Raw genomic sequence first — 24,679 nt, 5'->3', positions numbered from 1 at the left:
AAGCCAAATAACCCCCATTTATCCCCGTTGTTCCCGCCATTAGCGCAGACGAAGTTTGTCATGCTACGCCTCAGACTATTCTGCCGTCAGCTTGATGAGGAAGGCCGCCTTGGCTGAAGAGAGCGACCTCGAAAAGACCGAAGACCCCACACCCCATAAACTTGAAAAAGCACGGGAAAAGGGCCAGATCCCGCGATCGCGCGAACTGACGTCCCTGTTGATGCTGGGGGCCGGTGTGGCCCTGCTGTGGATGACCGGGGGGCCGATGGCGCAGAAACTCGGCGCCATGCTGGCGTCCGGGCTGAACTTTGACCACAGCGTGGTCAGCGATGAAAAACAGATCCTGCGCCAGATAGGCACCCTGCTGACCGGGGCGTTCTGGGCGATGTTGCCGGTGTTCGGCGGCCTGGTGCTGATGGCGCTGGCCGCCCCGATGCTGCTGGGCGGGCTGCTGTTCAGCGGTGAATCCCTGAAACCCAATTTTGGCCGCCTGAACCCGATAAGCGGGCTGGGGCGCCTCTTCTCCAGCCAGGTCGGGGCCGAACTGCTGAAAGCGATCCTGAAATCGGTGCTGGTCGGCATCGTGACCTGGCTCTACCTGATGCACAACTGGCCCGCCATGCTGCGGCTGATGGCCGCACCGACGCTGCCGGCACTCGGCGATGCCCTCAGCATGGTGGCGGGCTGCGCGATGCTGGTGCTGATCGGCCTGCTGCCGATGGTGGGGTTTGACGTGTTCTGGCAGATCTGGAGCAACCTCAAAAAGCTGCGCATGACGAAACAGGAGATCCGCGATGAGTTCAAGGAGAACGACGGTAACCCGCAGATCAAAGCACGCATCCGTCAGCAGCAACGGGCCATCGCCCGCCGCCGCATGATGGCGGATGTGCCGAAAGCGGACGTGATTGTCACCAACCCGACGCACTACGCCGTGGCATTGCAGTACAACGACAAAATGAGCGCGCCGAAAGTGCTGGCAAAAGGCGCCGGTGATATTGCCCTCAAAATCCGTGAACTGGGCAACACCCACCGCATCCCGATGCTGGAAGCACCGCCGCTGGCGCGTGCGCTCTACCGTCACAGCGAAATTGGTCAGCAGATCCCCGCCACGCTCTATGCGGCGGTGGCGGAAGTGCTGGCCTGGGTCTACCAGCTGAAACGCTGGCGTACCCAGGGCGGCCTGATCCCGAAAAAACCTGAACATCTGCCGGTGCCGGACGCACTGGATTTTGCAAAAGAGAGCACGTCGAATGGCTAATCTGGCCTCAATCCTGCGGTTGCCCGCAAACATGAAAGACTCACAGTGGCAGGTTCTGGCCGGGCCGGTTCTGATCCTGCTTATCCTGTCGATGATGGTGCTGCCGCTGCCGCCGTTCATCCTCGACCTGTTGTTCACCTTCAACATCGCCCTGTCGATTATGGTGCTGCTGGTCGCGATGTTCACCCAGCGCACGCTGGAGTTCGCCGCGTTCCCGACGGTGCTGCTGTTCTCGACCTTGCTGCGCCTGTCGCTCAACGTCGCCTCGACCCGTGTGATCCTGATGGACGGCCACACCGGCGGGGCCGCCGCCGGGCAGGTGGTGGAGGCATTCGGCCACTTCCTGGTGGGCGGCAACTTCGCCATCGGTATCGTGGTGTTTATCATCCTGGTGGTGATTAACTTCATGGTTATCACGAAAGGGGCGGGGCGTATCGCCGAAGTGGGCGCTCGCTTCGTACTGGATGGGATGCCGGGCAAACAGATGGCGATCGACGCCGACCTCAACGCCGGGGTGATTGGGGAAGATGAGGCAAAACGCCGCCGTCTGGAAGTGACACAAGAAGCGGACTTCTACGGCTCAATGGACGGTGCGAGTAAATTCGTGCGCGGTGACGCCGTGGCCGGGTTGCTGATCATGGCGATCAACGTCGTCGGCGGCCTGCTGGTCGGGGTGCTGCAACACGATATGGCGTTTGGCCACGCCGCCGAAACCTACACCTTGCTGACCATTGGTGATGGCCTGGTGGCGCAGATCCCGGCGCTGGTGATCTCCACCGCAGCGGGCGTGATTGTGACCCGCGTCGGCACCGATCAGGATGTCGGCGAGCAGATGGTGACCCAGCTGTTCTCCAACACCCGCGTCATGGTGCTGAGCGCCGGGGTGCTCGGTTTGCTCGGCCTGGTGCCGGGGATGCCGAACCTGGTGTTCCTGCTGTTCACCGCGGCCCTGCTGGGGCTGGCCTGGTGGCGGCGCGGCCAGCCGCAGAAAAGCGCGGCGGCAGCCAACAGTGCGGCGGCGGCCGCCGTGCCGGAAAGCCCGCAGACCGTGGAAGCAAGCTGGTCTGATGTTCAGCTGGAAGACCCGCTGGGGATGGAAGTGGGCTACCGCCTGATCCCGATGGTGGATTTCCAGCAGGATGGCGAGTTGCTGGGGCGTATCCGCAGCATCCGTAAAAAATTCGCCCAGGAGATGGGCTACCTGCCGCCGGTGGTGCACATCCGTGACAACCTGGAGCTGGCACCGGCCAGTTACCGCATCCTGATGAAAGGGGTGGAAGTGGGGCGCGGTGAGGCGCATCCGGGCCGCTGGCTGGCGATTAACCCCGGCAATGCCGCGGGCAGCCTGCCGGGCGAGATCACGCAGGACCCGGCCTTTGGGCTGGCCGCAGTGTGGATTGAACCGGCGCTGCGTGAGCAGGCGCAGATTCAGGGCTTTACCGTGGTCGAGGCGAGTACCGTGGTGGCGACCCACCTGAACCATATCATCAGCCAGTATGCCAATGAGCTGTTTGGCCGCCAGGAAGCCCAACAGTTGCTGGATCGCGTCACGCAGGATATGCCGAAGCTGACCGAGGATCTGATCCCGGGTGTGGTATCGCTTACCACGCTGCATAAAGTGTTGCAGAACCTGCTGGCCGAGCGGGTGTCGATCCGCGATATGCGCACCATTCTGGAGACGCTGGCGGAGCACGCCCCGTCGCAGACGGACGCACAGGAGCTGACCACCGTGGTGCGTGTGGCACTGGGCCGCGCGATTACCCAGCAGTGGTATCCGGGCAATGGCGAGATTCAGATTATCGGGCTGGACACCCCGCTTGAGCGGCTGCTGTTGCAGGCGTTGCAGGGCGGCGGCGGGCTGGAGCCGGGCCTGGCGGATCGTCTGCTGGATCAGGCGCGTCAGGCGCTGCACCGTCAGGAGATGCTGGGCGCACCGCCGGTACTGCTGGTGAACGCCGCACTGCGTCCGCTGCTGGCGCGCTTCCTGCGCCGTACGTTGCCGAACATGGTGGTGCTCTCTAACCTGGAACTGAGCGACAACCGCCAGATCCGTATGACGGCCACCATCGGAGGCCAGTAATGCGCGCGCTGTTGCTGACCACAATACTCACCCTGTTACCGGCCGCCGGGTTTGCCTCCGGCACCTGGAGTGCGGACAGCCGGGGCATTACGCTCTCGCTGCGTAACCAGGCGCTCAGTACCCCGGCGCTTTCCCCGCCGGTGAGCGCGCCGGTCGGCCGGGGGCTGATTGCGACCGTGAACTGGCGTTACCGCCTGCTCGGCCCGACGCCGGACGGCCTGCGGGTGCAGCTCTGCACACTGCAACGCTGCACCGAGATAAACGGCCAGAGCGGCACCACCCACGGGCTGGGCGGCGAAATCGCCAACCAGCCGCTGCGGATGATTTTCAGCGTCGCGGGCAAGGGGGTGCTGAACCCGCCGATGCGGGTGGTGGGGCAGGAGATACGGGTTAATTATCGGTGAGAGGGGGGCGCAAAAGCGCCCCTTTTTCTTTTTAGCTCGAAGTCGATTGCGTGGGCAATCGCCCGCACTCTTTCTGCGGCTGCACCGCCGCAAGTATAGTGGCTTGTTTCGGTTGTTTATGTGTATTTGTCTGCCTGGCTTTCTGGGCCTCAACCGGGCAGGGCCTGCCGACGCGCCGGCCCTGCACCCGCGGGCAGGGAGTACGCGGTACGTCTTTTAAGGGTTTTGGTGGCTTGTTTCGGTTGTTTATGTGTATTTGTCTGCCTGGCTTTCTGGGCCTCAACCGAGCAGGGCCTGCCGGCGCGCCGGCCCTGCACCCGCGCGCTGTCGGTGGTTTGGCTGAATCATTGGCCGCTCCCGCGGCTCCCCTCATTTCGCCTACGGGCTAATCGGGCCGCCGCAGACACGCTCCCGGCGTGGCTGCGACTCTCACGGGCGTCCTGCCCGTTCGCCCGGCCCTGCGGCTCCACTCGGCAATGATTTTTACGCCCCCACCACCTCTGCAAACCAAAAAGTATGTAAGGAAATAGTAGGGGAGGGTTTTAAATCGCTCGGTGTGTTTACTCTTCTACTGAATTTTCATGCGGCAACGCGTCTGTATCCTTCCCAAATCTTAAAAAGGCCTTATCTACTCCTTCCTTACATAGCCGAGGGCTTGCAGTTGGGTAGGGGCATTAAATTATTGCCGACGAGGACGCAGGGCCGGGTGAGCGGGCATGGACGCCCGCGAAAGGGACAGCCACGCTGGGAGCGTGTCTGGCCCGGCCCGAACAGCCCGGAGGACGCTGGAGGAGAGCCGCGCGAGCGGCCAATAATTCTGCCGGGGCACCCAAAGCGCGGGGATGCAAGGGGCGCGCGCTTACGCGCCCCTTGCGCGGTGGCGGCAGCGGGGCTGCAGAAAGGCTTCACACGCAAGCCAACGCAACAACCCTCGATCCGAAAGAAACCTTCCACCGCCCACAAAAACGAATAAAAAAACCAAAACACAAAAAGCCCGCCATTTCAAAAATGGCAGGCCCTTTTCCAGGGCTGCATCCGCCCCACCCAACACTCGCTAGATCGAAATCTTCCGCATACTCACACCGCGGCTGTGTGACTGCCCGTTCGGCCCGTACAGCGTCTGGCCGTGGTTGGCACGCAGTACCGACATCGCCTGGTGATTACGCGCGACCTGCTGCTCCAGCAACATCCCGTTGTGCTGGTTACGCTGGTTCAGCGCGTCAGTGCAGGCCATGATCCGCTGCCACAGCGCATACAGCGCCGGCACATTGCGGTAAGGCGCACGCAGGCGCAGCGGGGCCTCGTGCTGCTTGCGGCAGCTGTCGAGGTAGCTCAGCGTGGTCAGCAGTGAACTCTTCTGCTCGGTGATGCGTTGCAATGCCACGCCATTCACCTGGCCGGCGCAGAGCTGCGCCTGTTCGGCGTCCATCACCGGTTGCAGCGCCTGCAATGTCTCCAGCAGGCTGTTCAGCGTTTTGGGCAGGTCGTGCATGGTTTACCCCTTCAGGTAGTCCTGGGTGTCCCGCAGCAGGGCATCGGCAATTTTGCCGGTGTCCATTTTCAGCTCACCGTTACGGATGGCCTCTTTCAACTGCTCAACCCGCTGCATGTTGATGTCCTGCGCGCTGTTGCCGGAAAGGACGGCTTGCGCACCGCTCAGGCTGACCTGGGTGCCTTTCACCTCGGCCGCACCGGCAGCGGTGCCGGTTTTTACTTTGGCGGATTGCACGCCGCTTTCATTATTATCACGCGCCTGAACCTGGCTGATGCCGGACAGCGGCTGAGTACGATCGATGCTCATAGTATTCTCCCAGTCTGGCGGGAATGACGTCCTCTCACCCGCATAAAAAACTCTCTGTACCAGGATTATCGTCCCGGTCAGAGAAAACTTTAGGCTATCAGTCTGCTTTTTTCCGAAAGCGGCGGCTACAACGTCAGGTGTACTGTGCCATCTGCCGCCACCGTTCCGCTCACCACCTGGCCGGACGCCATCCGGACCCGCACATTATCGGCAATGGCCGCATTGTTCATCGCTTTGCCGGCACTGGAGACGTTGAAGCCGTTACCGCCCGCCATCACCTGCACCTCCTGGCCGGCCTGCACCTGCCAGGCGCGGCGCACCATGCTCAGCGTCAGCGGCTGGCCGATGTTGATGGCGCGCAGCGCCACCGCGCCCTGAACCTGCTGTTCGTTCTGTAACGTGCGCGGCGGCAGGGTGTCCAGCCGCCCCTCTTTCTGTTGCAGGTCAGCGGCCGAGAGCACCGTGCCGCGCGGGATGGTGCGGGCGGCAACCCAGTAACGGCCGGTCACCTGTACGTCAGTCTGCACAAAACGGCGGGTCTCGCCGCACCGCACCGACAGCGAAATCATGCCCCAGCTGCGGCCGTTGTTCGGCAGCGAAAGCTGGGGGGCCGGGCAATCCGGCCATTGGGCTTCCGGGGTGACGACCCGCGTTTTCACCTGCATACCGCTCTGCGCATATTGCCGCTGGAAAAACTCAGCAATCTGCGACTCCAGGGATGCCGCCACAGCACCGGAAACAGGCAGCCACAGCAGGGCACACAGCACCGGCAGCGGCGTCAGAATAGGGAAGCGCACGGCCATCTCCTCGTCCAGACCAGTCAGCCGACCCCCGGAAAAACGTGGGGGGCGGGCATAATTCGGAATTATCTTACGCGGTTTTGGTTGCGTTAAAGCAGAAAAATAGCGGCCGATTGTGTGCTTATTCCTGCGATAGGGTTGCCACCCCCCCGACTATGCTGTCGGCTCCAAAATCTCATTTGCGGAGGACGCATGCTCGACAAACTGGATGCAGCGTTGCGCTTTCAACAAGAGGCGCTCAATTTACGCGCCCAGCGCCAGGAAGTCCTGGCCGCGAACATTGCCAACGCAGACACCCCCGGCTACCAGGCCAGGGATATCGATTTCGCCAGCCAGCTGAATAAAGTGATGGAGCAGGGGCGGGTAAACGGCAGCGGTCTGGCCCTGAATGTGACGTCTGCCCGTCACATTGAGGTGCAGGCCAGCCAACCGGCCGACCTTGACCTGCTGTTCCGTGTCCCGGACCAGCCGGCGCTCGATGGTAACACCGTCGACATGGATCGGGAACGCACCAACTTTGCTGACAACAGCCTGAAGTACCAGACCGACCTGACCGTGCTCGGCGGCCAGATTAAAAGCATGATGTCTGTGCTGCAACAAGGATAACCCGCATGTCAATGCTCTCGATTTTTGATATTTCCGGTTCCGCGCTGGCCGCCCAGTCCCAGCGGATGAACGTCAGTGCCAGTAACCTGGCGAACGCTGACAGCGTCACCGGGCCGGACGGCCAGCCGTACCGCGCCAAAGAGGTGGTGTTCCAGGTGCAGGCTGCGCCGGGGCAGGAAACCGGCGGCGTGCGTGTGGCACAAATCGTGGACTCCAGCGCGCCGGACAAGCTGGTCTACCAGCCCGGCAACCCGCTGGCTGACGACAAGGGCTATGTGCGTATGCCGAATGTCGACCCGGTCAACGAGATGGTGAACACCATCTCCGCATCACGCAGCTATCAGGCCAACGTGGAGGTGCTCAACACCACCAAGTCCCTGATGATGAAAACCCTGACTCTCGGCCAATAACAGGAGCCGCCATGTCTGTTTTATCGTCCGTTAACGGCAGCACCGACAATACCGTTGTCGGTACCACCAGCAAAAGCAGCAGCACGTCCGCCAGCACCAGCGCGGATTTGCAAAACAACTTCCTGACCCTGCTGGTGACCCAGCTGAAAAACCAGGACCCGACCAACCCGATGGAAAACAGCGAGCTGACCACCCAGTTGGCGCAGATCAATACCGTGAGCGGCATTGAGAAGCTGAATACCACGCTTGGCAGCATCTCCGGGCAGATCAACAGCAACCAGTCAGTGCAGTCCACCGCCATGATTGGCCACGGGGTGATGATCGCCGGGAACAGCATCCTGGCCGGCACCGCGGCTGACGGCACCGTCAGCACCACGCCGTTTGGCCTGGAGCTGGAGCGTGCGGCCGGTAACGTGACGGCCACCATCACCGACAGCAGCGGCAAAGTTGTCCGCACGCTGGATCTCGGCGCGCAGACGGCGGGTGTCCACAGCTACAGCTGGGACGGCCTGCAGGCGGACGGCACCAACGCACCGGACGGCTCGTACTCCATCAGCTTTAACGCCAGCAGCAGCAATGGCGAACAGATGGTGGTCCAGCCGCTGAAATATGCGCTGGTCAACGGCATTACCAATGACAGCAGTGGGGCGGTGCTTGACCTCGGCATCTCCGGCACCACGACACTGAGCGATGTGCGCCAGATCCTGTAACCCGGCGCGTACTTAACTTCGCCCGCTTTTGGCGCGGCACCCCACACAGCACAGTTTTACGGAGCGAAATAATGAGTTTTTCTCAGGCAGTCAGCGGCCTTAACGCCGCCTCAAGCAATCTGGACGTCATCGGCAACAACATCGCCAACTCCGCGACCTCCGGCTTTAAATCGGCGTCGATCTCCTTTGCCGACATGTTCGCCGGTTCCAAAACCGGGATGGGCGTAAAAGTCGCCAGCGTCACGCAGGACTTCACCGACGGCACCACCTCCACCACCAACCGTGGCCTGGACGTGGCGATCAGCGGCAACGGCTTCTTCCGCCTGACGGACAGCAGCGGCGGCGTGTTCTACTCCCGTAACGGCCAGTTCACGCTGGACGAAAACCGCAACCTGGTGAACATGCAGGGCCTGAGCCTGACCGGTTACCCGGCCACCGGCACCCCGCCGGCCATCGCCCAGGGCGCACAGCCGGTCGCGCTGAGCATCCCGAACACCATGCTCTCTGCCAAAGCCACCAGCACCGGCTCTATGGTCGCGAACCTGAACTCAAGCCATGACGTGGTCACCACCACGCCGTTCAACGCCAACGACGCCACCAGCTACAGCTACGTCAACACCATCACCACCTATGACACGCTGGGCAACTCCCATGACATGAACGTCTACTTCGCGAAAACCGCGAACAACACCTGGGACGTCTACTCCATGGACGGCAGCGTCAGCGGTGCCACCGCCAACAAGCTCGGCACCATGAACTTCTCCACCAGCGGCGCGCTGGTCAGCACCGTGGATGCCAACGGCAACGCCACCACCAATGCCTCCACCTTCACGCTGCCGATGGGCGCGCTGAACGGGGCAGACGCCCAGACCATCCAGCTCAGCATGGTCGGCAGCCTGCAGCAGAACACCGGCACTGACAGCATCGGCACCCTGTCCCAGGACGGCTACGCCGCAGGCGACATGACCGGCTACCAGATCAACGATGACGGCACCATCACCGGCGTTTACTCCAACCAGCAGACCCAGCTGCTCGGCCAGATCGTGATGAGCAACTTCGCGAACACCGAAGGGCTGGAATCCGCCGGTAACAACGTCTGGCAGGCGACCCAGTCCTCCGGGCAGGCGATCACCGGCGTGGCCGGCGGCAGCGGCTTCGGCTCCCTGACCAGCGGCGCGCTGGAAGCCTCGAACGTGGATCTGAGCAAAGAACTGGTCAACATGATCGTGGCACAGCGTAACTACCAGTCCAACGCCCAGACCATCAAAACTCAGGACCAGATCCTGAACACCCTGGTTAACCTGCGCTAACGCGCTGACGGATAGACGATGGATCACGCAATCTATACCGCGATGGGCGCGGCCAGCCAGACGCTCAACATGCAGGCGGTCACCGCCAACAACATGGCGAACGCCTCAACGCCCGGTTTCAAAGCGCAGCTCAGCGCGTTCCGTGCGGTGCCGCTGGACGGCGACACCCTGCAGACACGTACGCTGGTGGCTGCGTCCACACCGGGCAGCAACGACACCCAGGGGCCGCTGACCACCACCGGCCGCCCGCTGGATGTGGCCCTGCAACAGGATGGCTATCTGGCGGTGCGCCTGCCGGACGGTTCCGAGGCGTACACCCGCAACGGTGACATCCAGATCAACGCCAACAGCCAGCTCACCGCGGGCGGGTTGCCGGTGATGGGAGACGGCGGCCCGATTGAGGTGCCGCCTTCCGCCCAGCTGACCATCGCGGCCGACGGCACCATCACCGCGCTGAATGCCGGCGACTCGCCGAGCACCACGGCGCAGGTCGGCAAGCTGAAGCTGGTCCGGGCGCAGGCCGGTGAACTCGAGCGCGGCGACGACGGCCTGTTCCACACTGCGGCCAACGGCCCGCAGGCAGGCGGCGCACTGGCGGCAGACCCGCAGATGCGGCTGATGCCGGGCGTGCTGGAAGGCAGCAACGTCAAGCCGGTGGAAACCATGGTGGACATGATCGCCAACGCCCGCCGCTTCGAGATGCAGATGAAAGTCATCTCCAGCGTGAATGAAAACGAACAGCAGGCGAACTCGCTGCTTTCCCTGAGCTGATGCCGGGTATTAAGGACTTTTTATGATCTCTTCGCTTTATATTGCCAAAACCGGGCTGGACGCCCAGCAGACCAACATGGACGTGATCGCCAACAACCTGGCGAACGTCAGCACCACCGGCTTCAAACGCCAGCGCGCGGTGTTTGAGGATTTGATGTACCAGACCATGCGCCAGCCGGGTGCCCAGTCTTCTGACCAGACCACGCTGCCGTCCGGGTTGCAGATCGGTACCGGCGTGCGCCCGGTGGCGACCGAGCGCCTGCACAGCCAGGGCAACCTGTCGCAGACCGACAACAGCAAAGACATCGCCATCAAAGGGCAGGGCTTCTTCCAGGTACAGATGCCGGACGGCACGCTGGCCTACACCCGTGACGGCTCGTTCCAGGTTGACCAGAACGGCCAGCTGGTGACCGCCAGCGGTTTCCAGGTGCAACCGGCGATCACCATCCCGGCTAACGCCCTGTCTATCACCGTCGGCCGTGACGGCATCGTCAGCGTGACCCAGCAGGGGCAGACCGCTGCCCAGCAGGTCGGCCAGCTGACCCTGAGCACCTTTATCAACGACAGCGGCCTGGAAAGCGTGGGTGAAAACCTCTACCAGGAGACGCAGAGTTCCGGCGCACCGACCGAGAGCACCCCCGGCCTGAACGGCGCGGGCCTGCTCTACCAGGGCTATGTCGAGACCTCCAACGTCAACGTGGCCGAGGAGCTGGTGAACATGATCCAGACCCAGCGCGCCTATGAAATCAACAGCAAGGCGGTCTCTACCTCTGACCAGATGCTGCAGAAACTGACGCAGCTCTGACAGGGTGCCGGGCGCAGGCCCGGCAGACTGACACTCACTCTAACGAAGGTTCGATACCGTGGTGAAACTGAAACATCCGCCGGCCGCCGTGTTGCCGGCACTGCTGGCGCTGGCCCTGACCGGCTGTGCTTATATCCCGCACGACAATCTGGTCAAAGGCGCGACCACGGCATCCCCGGCGCCGGTCAGCGCGCCTGCGCCGAACGGCTCCATCTTCCAGACGGTACAGCCGATGAACTACGGCTACCAGCCGCTGTTCGAGGATCGCCGCCCGCGCAACGTCGGCGATACCCTGACCATCGTGTTGCAGGAGAACGTCAGCGCCAGCAAGAGCTCGTCTGCCAATGCCAGCCGCAGCGGGTCAACCACCTTCGGGTTCGACACCGTGCCGCGCTACCTGGAAGGGCTGTTCGGCAATGCGCGCGCGGCGGTGGACACCACCGGCGACAACACCTTCAGCGGCAAGGGTGGGGCGAATGCCAACAACACCTTCAGCGGCACGCTTACCGTGACCGTGGACCAGGTGCTGGTGAACGGCAACCTGCACGTGGTGGGTGAGAAACAGATTGCCATCAATCAGGGCACGGAGTTCATCCGCTTCTCGGGCGTGGTCAACCCACGCACCATCAGCGGCCAGAACGCCGTGATCTCCACCCAGGTGGCGGACGCCCGCATCGAATACGTGGGCAACGGCTATATCAACGAAGCCCAGAACATGGGCTGGATGCAACGGTTCTTCCTTAACCTGTCGCCGCTTTAAGGTGACCGGCCGCCCCCAGGGGCAGGTTTTACGCCCCCAGGGGCACATGCACGCGTGACGCCCTGAGGGGCAAAAGAGACGCCCTTGCGGGCAAATGAGGTTTCAGATGCGAAAACAACGAGTGATGGGTTTACTGTTGGCCGCGGCAATGCTGTGCGCCGGGCCGGCCGGTGCGGAGCGGATCCGTGACCTGACGACCGTGCAGGGTGTGCGCGACAACGCCCTGATCGGTTACGGGCTGGTGGTGGGGCTGGACGGCTCCGGCGACCAGACCATGCAGACGCCGTTTACCACCCAGAGCCTGAACAACATGCTTTCGCAGCTCGGCATTACCGTGCCGGCCGGGACGAACATGCAGCTGAAAAACGTGGCCGCGGTGATGGTCACCGCTAAACTGCCGCCGTTCTCCCGCGCCGGGCAGGGCATTGATGTGGTGGTCTCTTCGCTGGGCAACGCCAAAAGCCTGCGCGGCGGCACCCTGCTGATGACCCCGCTGAAAGGCGTGGACAACCAGGTCTATGCGCTGGCACAGGGTAACGTGCTGGTGGGCGGGGCGGGTGCCTCGGCGGGCGGCAGCAGCGTGCAGGTGAACCAGCTGGCCGGCGGCCGCATCACCAACGGCGCGACCATTGAACGCGAACTGCCGACCACCTTCGGCAGCGGCGGCACCCTGAACCTGCAACTGAACGAAGAGGACTTCACCACCGCGCAGGCCGTGGCGGACGCCATCAACCGTCAGGGCGCAGGCAGCGCCACCGCGCTCGACGGCCGCACCATCCAGGTGCTGGTGCCGCAGGGCAGCAGCGCGCAGGTGCGCTCGCTCGCGCAGATCCAGAACATCAACGTCAACCTCGGCCCGCGTGATGCGAAAGTGATCATCAACTCCCGCACCGGCTCGGTGGTGATGAACCGTGATGTCACCCTCGACAGCTGCGCCGTGGCGCAGGGCAACCTGTCAGTGGTGGTGGACCAGCAGAACCAGGTCAGCCAGCCGGACACCCCGCTGGGCGGCGGCCAGACTGTGGTCACGCCAAACACCCAGATCTCGGTGCGCCAGCAGGGCGGTTCACTGCAACAGGTGCAGTCCAGCCCGAGCCTGAACAACGTGGTGCGGACCCTGAACGCGCTGGGTGCCACGCCGATCGACCTGATGTCCATCCTGCAGGCGATGAAAACCGCCGGTTGCCTGCGCGCCGATCTGGAAATTATCTGATGAGCGAACTGAACAGCCTCTCCGGTGCCGCGTATGACGCGCAGGCGCTGAATGACCTGAAACGGGATGTCGGCAAAGACCCGAAGGCGCACCTGAAACAGGTGGCGCAGCAGTTCGAGGGGGTGTTTGTCACCATGATGCTGAAAAGTATGCGTTCGGCCCTGCCGGAAGGCGGCCTGCTCAGCAATGACCAGACCAAACTCTACACCTCCCTGTATGACCAGCAGGTCGCGCAGGAGATGTCGAAGAAAGGGCTGGGCATGGCCGACATGATGGTGAAACAGCTCGGCGGCAGCACCGGCGCACCCAGTGAAACCGCCGGTACCGTGCCGATGGCGCTGGACAAAGAGGTGCTCAACACCCTGCCGGTGCAGGCACTGGAGCAGATGCTGCGCAAATCGGTGCCGAAAATGCCGGCACCGAGCGCCACGCCGGTGGTGGTGGCACCGAAGCTCTCCGGCGACAGCGGCGAGTTTGTGTCACGCCTCAGCCTGCCCGCGCAGATGGCCAGCCAGGAGAGCGGCATCCCGCACCAGTTGATCATGGCGCAGGCGGCGCTGGAGTCCGGCTGGGGCCAGCGCGAGATCCCGACCAAAGACGGCACGCCGAGCTACAACCTGTTCGGCATCAAGGCCGGCAGCAGCTGGGATGGCCCGACCACCGACATCACCACCACCGAGTATGAGAACGGTGCCGCGAAGAAGATCAAAGCGACCTTCCGCGTCTACGGCTCTTACGTCGAGGCGATCAGTGACTACGTGCGGCTGCTCACCAATAACCCGCGCTATGCAAACGTGGCCGCGGCCGATACGCCGGAGCAGGCGGCCCACGCCCTGCAAAAAGCGGGCTACGCCACTGACCCGAACTACGCCAGCAAACTGGTCAGCGTGATCCAGCAGATCAAGGGCGCGGGGGCGCAGGCGGTGAAAGCCTACACCCACGATCTGAGTTCCCTGTTTTAACCGCAACGGCCGTGAGAAATCATGGCCGTTGTGCCTTTTAACACTCAAGTTTTTTCATTATTTGCCGATAACCCAGACAGGCCGGAGAGGAGCCCCCTTCCCGGCACCGTTTATCATGCGACCGGTACAGACGAGGCCGCCGGCAACAAGGAACCGACATGTCCAATAATTTAATCAACACGGCGATGAGCGGGCTGAACGCGGCACAGGCGGCCCTCAGCACTGCCAGTAACAACATCAGCAACGTGACCACGGCGGGCTATAACCGCCAGACCGCGGTCATCTCGCAGAATACCGGCACCAACACCGCGCAGGGCTACATCGGCAACGGTGTGGTGACCAGCGGCGTGAACCGCGAATATAACCAGTTCATCGTCAACCAGTTGCGTTCGGCCTCGACCACCAACAGCGCGCTCACCTCTTATTACAACCAGGTGTCGCAGGTGGATGACCTGCTGTCAGACAGCACCAACAGCCTCTCCACCACCATGCAGACTTTCTTCAGCAACCTGCAAAGCATGGTCAGCAACCCAGGTGATGACGCCGCGCGCCAGACGGTGCTCGGCAGTGCGCAGGGGCTGGTAAACCAGTTCCAGAGCACGGACAAATACCTGAAAGACATGGAGAGCGGCGTTAACCAGCAGATAAGTGACAACGTTGACCTGGTGAACAACTACGCCAAACAGATAGCAACGCTGAACAACCAGATCTCCCGTGCACGCGGCGCAGCCGGCAGCGAGCCGAATGCCTTGCTCGACCAGCGCGACCAGCTGGTGAGCGAACTCAACGACCTGGTGGGCGTCAGCGTCACCCAGCAGGACGGCGACACCATGAACATCTCGGTGGCCGGCGGCCTGATGCTGGTGCAGGGCGGCAACGCCTACAGCCTGGAGGCCGTGCCCTCCAGCAGCGACCCAAGCCGCCTGACCATCGGTTACAACCGCGGCAACGGCACCAGCGAAGTGCCGGAAAGCCAGCTCACCACCGGCACGCTCGGCGGCCTGCTCTCTTTCCGCAGCGAATCCCTTGACCCGGCGCGCAACCAGCTGGGCCAGCTGGCCGTCACCATGGCCGACCAGTTCAACCAGATCCACGAAGCCGGGTTTGACCTCGAAGGCGACGCGGGCGGGGCCTTCTTCAGCTTCACCGGCCCGACCACCCTCGGCAACGTGAAAAACAGCGGCACCGCCGACATGTCCGTGACCTACACCGACACCACCAAGGTGCAGGCCAGCGACTATACCCTGAAATACAACGGCAGCAGCTGGAACGTGACCCGTGTCTCTGACGGCGCGGCCATCACCGCCACCAGCGGCACCGACAGCGACGGCAACCCGAGCCTGAGCTTTGACGGCCTGTCAGTGAGCATCACCGGGGCGGCAGCCGGCGGTGACAGTTTCACCCTGAAAACGGTGAGCAACGCGGCGGGCAACCTCCAGGTCGCGATCACTGACTCCAGCAAAATCGCGGCGGCCTCTGAGGCTACCAGCGGCGTGAGCGACAACCGCAACGCACAAAAACTGCTGGATTTGCAGACCAGCAAAGTGGTGCAGGGCAAAACCACCCTGTCCGGCGCCTATGCCAGCCTGGTGAGTGACATCGGCAACCAGACCAGCACCGCAAAACTGAACAATACCACCCAGGGCAATATCGTCACCCAGCTGACTGCCCAGCAACAGTCCATCTCCGGCGTCAACCTGGATGAAGAGTACGGCGACCTGCAACGTTACCAGCAGTACTACCTGGCTAACGCCCAGGTCATCCAGACCGCCGGCACCATTTTCAATGCGCTGATGGACTTGCGCGGCTAACAGATAAGGAACGGCACCATGCGTGTAAGTACCAGTATGCTTTACCAGCAAAATATGGACGGCATTTCCAACAGCCAGAGCAAGTGGCAGGCGAGCGGCACCCAGCTCTCCACCGGCCTGCGCGTGAACAAGCCGTCCGATGACCCGATGGCCGCCTCGCAGGCGATTCTGGTGACCCAGTCAGAGTCACAGAACAAGCAGTATGCGCTGGCCCGCGATTTCGCCAATAACAACATGAGCCTGGAAGAGTCGATCCTCGGCAACGTCACCAGCACCATCCAGAGCGCGCAGAGCGTGGTGGTGAGCGCCGGTAACGGCACCCTGAGTGATGATGACCGCGCCTCGCTGGCCACCCAGTTGCAGGGGCTGAAAGATCAGCTGCTCAACCTGGCCAACACCAGCGACGGTAACGGCCGCTACATTTTCGCGGGCTACGCCAGCGACAAAGCGCCGTTCGTCAGCGCCGGTGACGGCACCGTGCTCTACCACGGCGGCGCGCAGGCGATTGAGCAGAAAGTGGATGCCAACCGCACCATGATCGTGAGCCACACCGGTTCGCAGGTGTTCTTGTCCGTGACCAGTAACGCCAAGCCGGAGCCGGACGGCAGCACGCCGGAAAGCGATGTGTTCGCGACCCTGGATTTCGCCCTGACGGCGCTGAATGACAGCAGCATCAGCAGCGAAGACCTGACCGCCGCGCTGGACAAAACCAACCGCGGCCTGAGCAACTCGCTGAACAATGTGTTATCGGTGCGTTCTGAACTCGGTACCCAGATGAACGAGCTGGACACGCTCGACAGCATCGGCGACCAGCGCAGCCTGACCAACAGCACCCAACTGAGTAATTTGCAGGACACCGACTGGAACGCAGCCATCTCCAGCTACAGCATGCAGCAGGTGGCGTTACAGGCGGCGTATAAGACCTTCAGTGATATGCAGGGGATGTCCCTGTTCCAGCTTAACCAGTAGTGATTTCTCTCTGCTCGCCGGGCGCGGGCAGGTTCTTTTCAGGCCCGCGTACACCGGTGCCTGTTTTGGTATGCCGCCGTTCTGTCTAAGGTTGCGGCGGCATACCTCTTTTTCTTCTCTTCTTTCCCTTCTCTGCACGCCTTTTTCTCAGCCAAACATCACCAGCAGCAGCGGGAACAGGAACGGCGCAATCAGCGACGTGATGATGCCGCACAGCACCAACGCCAGAGAACTGAACGCCCCCTCCTGATAATCCAGTTCCGCCGCCCGCGCCGTGCCCAGCGCATGGGACGCCGTGCCCATCGCCAGCCCGCGTGACGCTTTGGTGCGGATACGCAGCAGGTTCAGCAGACTGTGGCCCAGCACTGCGCCGAGTACCCCGACAAAAATCACACACACGGCGCTTATCGCCGGGATGCCGCCAATCGACTGCGACACCGCCATCGCAATCGGCGTCGTGACCGATTTCGGCAGGATAGACGCCGCAACCTGCGGTGACGCGCCCATCCACAGCGCAATCGCCGTGCCGGTGCACATGGCGGTGATACTGCCGATAAAGCAGATGGTGATGATCGATTTCCAGCGGGCGCGGATCTGGTGCAGTTGCTCATAGAGCGGGAAGGCCAGCGCCACCACCGCCGGTTGCAGCAGGTCATTCAGGATTTTGCTGCCGGCAAAATAGCGGGCATAAGGCGTGTGGGTCAGCAGCAGCAGCGGGATGATCACGGCCATCGACACCAGCAGCGGGTTGAGCAGCGGCATCCGCAGCCGGGTTGCCAGTTTGCGTGCAGCAAAGAAAACGGCCACCGTAAGCGGCAGCGACCACCAGATTTCACCCATCATTTCTCCTCCCCGGCGGCGTCCTCAGTACCGACCAGCGGCCGCTCGCGGTGCACATAGTGCGAGGCACAGGCCACCACCACCATCACAATCAGCGTGCTGACGATGCAGGAGACCACCAGCGGGCCGAACTGCGCGCGGATCTGGTCATAATAGTTCATCACGCCGACGCCAATCGGCACAAACAGCAGCGCCATATAGCGGATCAGCAGATGGCAGCCCGGTTTGACCCAGCCGGCGGGCAGGATCTGCAACGACAGCAGGAAAAACAGGATCAACATACCGAGGATACTGCCGGGGATCGCCAGCGGCAGCAGGGCCGCCAGGGCATTACCGGCCCACAGGCAGAGATAAATCGCCAGAAAGGCGCGGAGGAATTGCCAGCAAAGCGTGAGGAGAGGGCGCATAACGGGTTCCTGAAGGTCTGATGTATTCATCATACAATTAAATCAAGAAGTGAGCTATAGATCACATGATGTAAGCCGAAGCCACTGCCTTAAGCGTAGTGGAAGATGGTTCGCAGGATAGCCGCATCCAGGTTGCCAAGCGGCCCCCGGCACCGCCACAATAGAGCCATTGCCCTGTTAATAAGTGAATATGCCATTTTGACTATGCCTGATCATTGTCCTGCGGAGTCCTCCTCTTCGCCGGTGATGCCCCCGCCGCCCACCGGGCTGGCGCGCACGGCGTCACTGATTTCGTTACTGGTGGCGCTGCTGCTGGTGAGTATTAAGTTATGGGCCTGGCTGGCCACCGGTTCGATGGCGCTGCTGACGTCGGCGGCGGACGGGCTGGTGGATGTGCTCGCCTCGCTGGTCACGCTGGTGGGGGTGCGTTACGCGCTGCGCCCGGTTGACAAGGGGCACCGTTACGGCCACGGCAAAGCGGAGGCCGTGGCGGCGTTTATACAGGCGTTATTGCTGGCGGCGGCCGGCATCGGGCTGGGGATTGAGTCGGGCGGGCGGTTGCTGAACCCGCAGCCGCTGGCGCAACTGGGGCTGGGGATTTGGGTGATTGTGGCCAGCACCTGCGCCGCCACCGGGCTGGTGCTGATGCAGACTTATGTGGTGAAGCGCACCGGGTCAACGGCGATTGCCGCCGACCGGGCGCACTACATCACGGATGTGGCGGTCAACGTGGCGGTGCTGGTGGCGCTGTTGCTGGATCACCTGTTTGGCTGGTCACGCTCAGACGCCCTGGGCGCGTTGGGGATTTCGTTTTACATGGTATGGAACGCCCGCGGCATGGCCGCCGACGCCCTGAAGCAGTTGCTGGACCGGGAACTGGACGCCGCCGACCGCAAACGCATCCGCGCCGCGGTGCTGAGCTGCCCCGGTGTGCAGGGGATCCACGACCTGCGAACCCGCAATGGCGGCGACCGGGTGTTTGTGGAGTTCCATGTCGAGGTGGACGGCGCGCTGACGGTGGATGTCGGCCATGATATCGGCGACGCCGCCGAAGCCGCCGTGCGGGCGCTGTTCACGCGGGCGGATGTGACGGCTCACCTGGAGCCGGCAGGGATTGTGGATGACAGATTGGATGATTTGCTTAAATAGGGGGGGGCGGGGGCTGGCGTGCTGGCCCTGCACCCGCGGGTATGGAGTACGCGGTACGGCTTTTAAGGTTTTTGTGGAAGGTTTGGTTGTTCATGTGCGGTGGATTAGGTCTTTGGATCGAGGTTTGTTGCGTTGGCAAACGCCCGGCGTCTTTCTGCGGCTCCGGTGCCGTCATCGGTTGTAAAGTGGCATGTTTCGGTTGTTTATGTGTCGTGGACTTTTTTGATCGAGGCTTGTTGCGTTGGCAAACGCCCGCATTCTTTCTGCGGCTTCGCTGCCGCCACCGCGCAAGGGGCGCGTAAGCGCGCGCCCCTTGCATCCCCGCGCTTTTGGGTGATCCGGCAGAATTATTGGCCGCTCCCGCGGCTCCCCTCCAGCGTCCTCCGGGCTGTTCGGGCCGGGACAGACACGCTCCCGGCGTGACTGTCCCTTTCGCGGGCGTCCTGCCCGCTCCCCCGGCCCTGCGTCCTCGTCGGCAATAATTTAATGCCCCCGCCAGACAGCAAATTCTTGGGTATGTAAGGAAAGAGTAGATAAGGTCTTTTTAATATCTGGGTTTAGTGTAAGGGCGTTGCCACATAAAAATGCAGAGCGAAAAGCATGTACATCACGCCCAAAAAAACCTCCCCCTACTATTTCCTCACATACTAATTGGTTTGCAGAGGGGGTGGGGGCGTAAAAATCATTGCCGAGTGGAGACGAAGGGCCGGGCGAACGGGCATGGATGCCCGTGAGAGTCGCAGCCACGCCGGGAGCGTGTCTGCGGCGGCCCGATTAGCCCGAAGGCGAAATGAGGGAACACGCGGGAGCGTGCAATGATTCAGCCGGGGCACCGAACGCGCGCGGGTGCAGGGCCGGCGCGCCGGCAGGCCCTGCTCGGTTGAGGCTCGAAAAGCCAGGTAGGCAAATACACATAAACAACCGAAACAATCCACTTCACGCCCGGCAGCGGAGCCGCAGAAAGAATGCGGTCGTATGCCAACGCAACCTACCTCGATCCAAACAAAACAGCGCCCGTATGCCAGCGCGACTGGCATCAATATCGCCAAAAATTCCGCGAAAACAACACAATAACCGGGAAAATCTCCAGACGCCCGAGCAGCATCGCCAGACACATCAGCCACTTGGCGCCGTCCGTCAGGGTGCCGAAACCGGTGGCGGTCGCGCCGTAACCCAGCCCCATGTTGTTGATACAGGCGGCCACGGTGGCAAACGCCGTCAGCATGTCATAGCCCATACTGTTCAGGATCCAGGTCAGCACCACCGTAAAGAAGATATAAAGAATAAAGAACCCCCAAATCGACTTCACAATACGGTCGTCGATCGGGCTGGTGCCCATCTTGATGGTCTTGATCTGGTTGGGGCGCAGGATTTGGTGGATCTCACCTTTACACTGCTGGTAAAGCACGTAAATACGGAAAATCTTGATGCCGCCGCAGGTCGAGCCGATACAGCCGCCAAAGAAGCTGGAGAGCATCAGCAGCATAATCACATGCTGCGGCCAGCTGCCGTAATCGCTGGGGGCGAGGCCGTTATCCGTCATCACCGACGAGGCCATAAAAAAGCCGTGAACCAATGATTCGCGCAGCGTGAAATGGTTTACCCGGTACAGCTCAAAACAGGTAATGCCAATCACCACCGCCGCCAGCCCAATAAAGAAACGGAACTCCGGGTTACGCAGGATCACCAGCACACTGCGCTTTTTCAGCGCAAAAAAGTACAGCGTGAAACTCACCGCCGACAGCAGCGAAAATACCCCGGCGACCACTTCCACCGCGTCATTATTGTAATACCCCAGGCTGTCGCCGCGGGTCGAGTAGCCGCCCAGCGACACCGTGGCGATGCCGTGGCACAGCGCATCAAACCAGGTCAGCCCTGCCGCCCGGTACGCCACGGTGCAGAGCACCCCCAGCATCAGGTAAACGAACCAGAGGTTCTTCGCCCCGTCCGCCAGCCGCGGCGTGACGCGCTCCTCTTTCATCGGGCCGGGCATCTCCGACTGGTACATCTTCAGCCCACCCACGCCCAGCAGCGGCAGAATGGCGATCGCGAGGATAATGACCCCCAACCCGCCGACGAAGTTCAGCTGCGCCCGGAAGTAGTGGATCGAGCGCGGCAGGGCATCGATATTGCTCAGCACCGAGCCGCCGGTGGTGGTAATGCCCGATACCCCCTCAAACACGGCGTCCACCAGCCGGATATGCATATCCTCATTCAGCAGCAGCGGCAGGCCGCTTATCAGGGAGAAAATCACCCACAGCAACAGGATCAGTAAAAAGCCGTTTTTACGGTCCAGGTTATGCCGCGGGCTTTTCCGGGTGATAAAGGAACCAATAAGCCCGGTGCCGAGGCAGATAATCAGGGTATAAAGAAAGGCGAAAATTTCAGCGCGTTCGCGGAAGTAGAGCGCAAACATCAGCGGAATGGCCAACGTCAGCCCGTAAAGGACGATCAGATAACTGCATAAATGAATGATGACCTTCGCCTGTGATGTGTTGACCATTTACTCTCTCATCTGTCTGACTTTTCGCAGGAAAGGATACCTGTCGCGCCGTAAAAAAGGTGTAAAAAAAAAGTATCTGCCCGTTTCCTGAACAACAACACAACAAGTTGATTACAGCGTAGCCTGATTTTGCCGGTTGCGATGTCCGAATGGCGCACCCTACCGGGAATGTCAGCAAACGTAAAGCTGCCCGCCACACGGGGGCGCAGCAAGCCCCATCATCTACCCTTAACTGACACCTTAACATGGAGATACCCCGATGCCGTTGCCCCGTGTTTCTGCTCTGTTGCTGAGTTGTTGTTTGCTGAATGTGGCCTCGCTGCCCGCCCTGGCCGCCCCTGAGGTGACCGTATTGCAGGATGGATTGGATCATCCCTGGTCACTGGCGTTTCTGCCTGACAACCAGGGGGCGCTGATTACCGAACGCGACGGCCAGTTGCGCCGCTGGCAACCGGGCAAAGGGCTGTCTGCCCCGATTGGCGGGGTGCCGGAAGTCTGGGCGCAGGGGCAGGGCGGCCTGCTGGAGGTGTTGCCCGCGCCTGATTTCGCCACCAGCCGCCGCATTTACCTGAGTTATGCGGAACAGGGCAGTGGTGAAGAGGCGGACAAAGCCGGCACCGCGCTGGGGTATGGGCGGCTTTCAGAGGACTTCACCCAGCTCACCGGTTTCCGCCGCATCTTCCAGCAGCAGCCAAAACTCTCTACCGGCAACCACTTTGGCGGCAAACTGGCGTTTGACCGGCAAGGCCACCTGTTTATGACGCTGGGAGAAAACAACCAACGGCCGACGGCCCAGCAACTTTCGCTGCTACAGGGGAAAATCGTCCGCCTGACGCCGGAAGGGCAGCCGGTGGCGGATAACCCCTTCATCGCACGCCGCGATGCGCGGCCGGAAATCTGGTCTTATGGTCACCGTAACCCGCAATCACTGGCGCTTAACCCCTGGAGCGGCGTGATGTGGGAAACCGAGCACGGCCCGCGTGGCGGGGATGAGGTGAATATTCCGCAGGCCGGGAAAAATTACGGCTGGCCGCTGGCGACGCACGGCATCAACTACTCCGGCCTGGCCATCCCTGAAGCGAAAGGCGAAACCGCGCCCGGCACCGAGCCGCCGCTGTATGCCTGGAAAAAATCGCCCGGCGTCAGCGGCATGGCCTTTTACAACGCCGACCGCTTCCCCGCCTGGCAGCACTCCCTGTTTGTCGGGGCGCTGGCACAGGAGGAGCTGATCCGGCTGACGCTGGACGGCGACAAGGTGGTTAACGAGGAGCGGCTGTTGAGTGACCGCAAAGAGCGTATCCGCGACGTGCGGGTCGGGCCGGACGGCTACCTGTATCTGTTGACGGATGCAGAAAACGGGAAATTATTGCGGGTGGGCGAAAAGTAGCAGGCTATAACGGGCATGTGCAGACATGCCCGTTATAAGTAAGACGATGTTATCTTTTTTCAGATAATCGGCATAACAGCATCAGTCATTATTTATAGGGGTAAAAGCACGGTTCATTTTTATTTCACCGCATAATTACCACGCACGTAAAAAACGCCCTGATTATTTAATTAACCGGTGCGGAAAAGTAGTGGTGATAAATCCGGCATAATGCTGCCTTGTGGAGAGAAATAAACACCTTCGCCGACAGGCATCAGGAGCGTAATTGCGGATAGACCAGTAACTGCCAGCGTACCGGAACGGAACCGTAGTGCTGCCGGTGGTTAAGCTCCGGCAGGCGCTGCCCGCTGCCGACAGCAATTTCATCCCCGCACGAGGTGCAACGGTAAATACCCGGATATACCGCAATGGCACCGGGATCATAAATCACATCAAATGCCGCGACACGGGATTGCCGCAAAAAGTTCTCATATTTATAAAGCGCCATAACAGAGCCTCACGTCAATATGTTGCAGGGAAATCAGAAGCTAAAAAATAGAGGAGGCGATAACACAAATAAACGGTGGTGACCCTGAATTGTGACAGCATTAACGTTTTAATTATATTAAAAATAACGGGGGGTATTAAGAAGGTAAGGTTAATTATACAGAGATATTACTGCCGGAAAATAATACACAGGGGAAAATTATACAGGCATTAAAAACGGCACAAGAATTTTAGCGCAAAATTAAACAATGCAGAATGAAGGGGAAAAAGGGAAAGTCAGGCCGGGCCGGAAAAGAAAAGGGCTGACGGGGCGAGCACACCTGCCCGCGTCGTCAGCCCCTGAACAACCTCAGCCCCTGCACCGGGCGCATACCTGTCAGGCTGCGGCCCCGCGTGCGGTCTGGGTCACTTTGCTGGCCCACAGGTCAGCGATCCATTTCACGCCTTTGGACGTAAACAGCGCCTGCGAGAAGGCGTGGCTGTTTTCGCCGGTGCCGGAGTGCATTTCAAAACGGCCGGCATCGATATGCTGCTGGTAGGGCGTCAGGGCACCGGCAAGGCGGTACATGATCTGGCGTTCCAGCAGGAACTGGCGGAAATCGGTCTCTTTAACCTTCAGCAGCTTGCACACCTGACGAAAGCCCAGCGTGCCCTCAACGGTGACATACCGGTCAAAAAAGTCTGCCTTCGGGGCGATGAGGGCGATCTGCTTTTCCATCGCCTGACGGCGCTCAAACTCTTCCGCCCAGGCGCGTGCAGCCACCGCCGGGTTGGTAAAGTCCGGCAGATCGTGGGTCAGTTCACGCTCCTGCCAGCGATCCAGCACCACCGAGGTAAAGGCCGGCGACAGGCGGGCCACCACCATCAGTGAATCACGCTTGTTCAACAGGTACTCCTGAAAAGTTTCCCCATCGCGCTCATAATCTGCGGTGCGCAAAGGTTGCGACACGCGCTGGGCCGTCTCCAGGCTTTTGATCAGGCGCTTGACCTCGCCATGCGAGGTTCCGGTCAGTTCAGCCAGTTCCCGGCTGCTCATTGAGACCGTTTGATGAAGGGCTTCAAAACCCGCTGCGGATATCATCATCACTTTCACCACTCAATGTCAGAACGCTACGTCTCCCCACAGGAGTTCAATAAATATACAGCATACCTGTGGATATATCCAGTGATTTATTTGCGCAACTAACAGTGCGAAAAATAAGCACATTTCCCGCAGCCCGCGTGGCACAAGGGCTGG

The 24,679-nt window shown here is 61.2% G+C and carries 24 protein-coding genes; 16 read left to right on the top strand and 8 right to left on the bottom strand.

All coding sequences use genetic code 11. The annotated features are described in order from the left end of the window. Positions 1-109: 109 nt before the first annotated feature. From flhB to JK232_RS01125, 3 genes are read left to right on the top strand one after another with little or no spacing between them, the layout of a single operon-like run. The gene (flhB, locus tag JK232_RS01135) at positions 110-1,258 is read left to right on the top strand and encodes a flagellar biosynthesis protein FlhB (protein WP_072928470.1); all 1,149 of its coding nucleotides are present in this window, start codon (positions 110-112) and stop codon (positions 1,256-1,258) included. Next, positions 1,251-3,338: a flagellar biosynthesis protein FlhA gene (flhA, locus tag JK232_RS01130; RefSeq protein WP_072928471.1), complete on the top strand. Its 2,088-nt coding sequence runs from the start codon at positions 1,251-1,253 to the stop codon at positions 3,336-3,338. The genes flhB and flhA overlap by 8 nt, the downstream gene beginning before the upstream one ends. Next, the gene (locus JK232_RS01125) at positions 3,338-3,742 is read left to right on the top strand and encodes a flagellar protein FlhE (RefSeq protein ID WP_072928472.1); all 405 of its coding nucleotides are present in this window, start codon (positions 3,338-3,340) and stop codon (positions 3,740-3,742) included. Before flhA ends, JK232_RS01125 begins: the two co-directional genes overlap by 1 nt. Positions 3,743-4,796: 1,054 nt before the next feature. Here JK232_RS01125 and JK232_RS01120 read toward each other — a convergent pair. The 3 genes from JK232_RS01120 to flgA form a co-directional block, all read right to left on the bottom strand. Further along, a complete protein-coding gene (locus JK232_RS01120; protein ID WP_072928473.1) occupies positions 4,797-5,234 on the bottom strand; it encodes a flagella synthesis protein FlgN in 438 nt (145 codons plus the stop codon). Positions 5,235-5,237: 3 nt separating this feature from the next. Then, positions 5,238-5,543 (bottom strand): flagellar biosynthesis anti-sigma factor FlgM, encoded by a 306-nt coding sequence (flgM, locus tag JK232_RS01115; RefSeq protein ID WP_072928474.1) that lies wholly within the window; start codon positions 5,541-5,543, stop codon positions 5,238-5,240. Between the two features lie 125 nt (positions 5,544-5,668). After that, complete coding sequence (gene flgA, locus JK232_RS01110) at positions 5,669-6,340, bottom strand: flagellar basal body P-ring formation chaperone FlgA (RefSeq protein ID WP_241506198.1); 672 nt, start codon at positions 6,338-6,340, stop codon at positions 5,669-5,671. A gap of 195 nt (positions 6,341-6,535) precedes the next feature. Between flgA and flgB the strand changes: the two genes are divergently transcribed. From flgB to flgL, 11 genes are all read left to right on the top strand, one after another. Further along, positions 6,536-6,949, top strand: a complete 414-nt coding sequence (gene flgB, locus JK232_RS01105; protein ID WP_072928476.1) for a flagellar basal body rod protein FlgB — start codon at positions 6,536-6,538, stop codon at positions 6,947-6,949. 5 nt (positions 6,950-6,954) lie between these two features. Beyond that, the gene (gene flgC / locus JK232_RS01100; protein WP_072928477.1) at positions 6,955-7,359 is read left to right on the top strand and encodes a flagellar basal body rod protein FlgC; all 405 of its coding nucleotides are present in this window, start codon (positions 6,955-6,957) and stop codon (positions 7,357-7,359) included. 11 nt (positions 7,360-7,370) lie between these two features. Then, on the top strand, positions 7,371-8,069 hold the full coding sequence (gene flgD / locus JK232_RS01095) for a flagellar hook assembly protein FlgD (protein WP_101829385.1): 699 nt from the start codon (positions 7,371-7,373) through the stop codon (positions 8,067-8,069). Positions 8,070-8,140: 71 nt separating this feature from the next. Beyond that, positions 8,141-9,379 (top strand): flagellar hook protein FlgE, encoded by a 1,239-nt coding sequence (gene flgE, locus JK232_RS01090; RefSeq protein ID WP_072928479.1) that lies wholly within the window; start codon positions 8,141-8,143, stop codon positions 9,377-9,379. 18 nt (positions 9,380-9,397) lie between these two features. After that, positions 9,398-10,150: a flagellar basal body rod protein FlgF gene (locus JK232_RS01085; protein ID WP_101829383.1), complete on the top strand. Its 753-nt coding sequence runs from the start codon at positions 9,398-9,400 to the stop codon at positions 10,148-10,150. A gap of 22 nt (positions 10,151-10,172) precedes the next feature. After that, a complete protein-coding gene (gene flgG / locus JK232_RS01080; protein WP_072928481.1) occupies positions 10,173-10,955 on the top strand; it encodes a flagellar basal-body rod protein FlgG in 783 nt (260 codons plus the stop codon). Positions 10,956-11,016: 61 nt separating this feature from the next. Next, a complete protein-coding gene (locus JK232_RS01075) occupies positions 11,017-11,715 on the top strand; it encodes a flagellar basal body L-ring protein FlgH (protein WP_101829386.1) in 699 nt (232 codons plus the stop codon). A gap of 106 nt (positions 11,716-11,821) precedes the next feature. Continuing rightward, the gene (locus tag JK232_RS01070) at positions 11,822-12,928 is read left to right on the top strand and encodes a flagellar basal body P-ring protein FlgI (protein WP_072928483.1); all 1,107 of its coding nucleotides are present in this window, start codon (positions 11,822-11,824) and stop codon (positions 12,926-12,928) included. Beyond that, on the top strand, positions 12,928-13,890 hold the full coding sequence (gene flgJ / locus JK232_RS01065; protein ID WP_072928484.1) for a flagellar assembly peptidoglycan hydrolase FlgJ: 963 nt from the start codon (positions 12,928-12,930) through the stop codon (positions 13,888-13,890). The genes JK232_RS01070 and flgJ overlap by 1 nt, the downstream gene beginning before the upstream one ends. Positions 13,891-14,048: 158 nt before the next feature. After that, positions 14,049-15,701 carry a flagellar hook-associated protein FlgK gene (flgK, locus tag JK232_RS01060; RefSeq protein WP_072928485.1) on the top strand — a complete coding sequence of 551 codons (1,653 nt, stop codon included), beginning with the start codon at positions 14,049-14,051 and terminating at the stop codon, positions 15,699-15,701. Between the two features lie 18 nt (positions 15,702-15,719). Continuing rightward, positions 15,720-16,670 (top strand): flagellar hook-associated protein FlgL, encoded by a 951-nt coding sequence (gene flgL / locus JK232_RS01055; protein WP_072928486.1) that lies wholly within the window; start codon positions 15,720-15,722, stop codon positions 16,668-16,670. 147 nt (positions 16,671-16,817) lie between these two features. On the opposite strand, the gene JK232_RS01050 is transcribed toward flgL, so the two are convergent. Then, positions 16,818-17,513, bottom strand: coding sequence for a CidB/LrgB family autolysis modulator (locus tag JK232_RS01050; protein WP_072928487.1), 696 nt, complete (start codon positions 17,511-17,513; stop codon positions 16,818-16,820). Then, a complete protein-coding gene (locus JK232_RS01045) occupies positions 17,510-17,917 on the bottom strand; it encodes a CidA/LrgA family protein (protein ID WP_072928488.1) in 408 nt (135 codons plus the stop codon). Before JK232_RS01045 ends, JK232_RS01050 begins: the two co-directional genes overlap by 4 nt. Positions 17,918-18,121: 204 nt before the next feature. Here JK232_RS01045 and JK232_RS01040 point away from each other — a divergent pair, with 204 nt between their 5' ends. Further along, positions 18,122-19,066, top strand: coding sequence for a cation diffusion facilitator family transporter (locus JK232_RS01040; RefSeq protein WP_241506197.1), 945 nt, complete (start codon positions 18,122-18,124; stop codon positions 19,064-19,066). 1,036 nt (positions 19,067-20,102) lie between these two features. On the opposite strand, the gene JK232_RS01035 is transcribed toward JK232_RS01040, so the two are convergent. Continuing rightward, positions 20,103-21,569, bottom strand: coding sequence for a TrkH family potassium uptake protein (locus tag JK232_RS01035; RefSeq protein WP_072928490.1), 1,467 nt, complete (start codon positions 21,567-21,569; stop codon positions 20,103-20,105). Between the two features lie 259 nt (positions 21,570-21,828). Between JK232_RS01035 and JK232_RS01030 the strand changes: the two genes are divergently transcribed. Continuing rightward, on the top strand, positions 21,829-22,956 hold the full coding sequence (locus tag JK232_RS01030; RefSeq protein WP_212588660.1) for a PQQ-dependent sugar dehydrogenase: 1,128 nt from the start codon (positions 21,829-21,831) through the stop codon (positions 22,954-22,956). A gap of 253 nt (positions 22,957-23,209) precedes the next feature. On the opposite strand, the gene JK232_RS01025 is transcribed toward JK232_RS01030, so the two are convergent. Further along, positions 23,210-23,443 (bottom strand): hypothetical protein, encoded by a 234-nt coding sequence (locus JK232_RS01025; RefSeq protein ID WP_072928492.1) that lies wholly within the window; start codon positions 23,441-23,443, stop codon positions 23,210-23,212. A gap of 375 nt (positions 23,444-23,818) precedes the next feature. Further along, a complete protein-coding gene (locus JK232_RS01020) occupies positions 23,819-24,526 on the bottom strand; it encodes a phage antirepressor KilAC domain-containing protein (RefSeq protein WP_101828914.1) in 708 nt (235 codons plus the stop codon). Positions 24,527-24,679 lie beyond the last annotated feature (153 nt).

This window comes from Nissabacter archeti (genome assembly GCF_018257325.1).
GTDB classification, from domain to species: domain Bacteria; phylum Pseudomonadota; class Gammaproteobacteria; order Enterobacterales; family Enterobacteriaceae; genus Chimaeribacter; species Chimaeribacter arupi.
The sequence above is the reverse complement of the archived record's forward strand: the minus strand, read 5'-3'. Positions and strand labels throughout refer to the sequence as shown.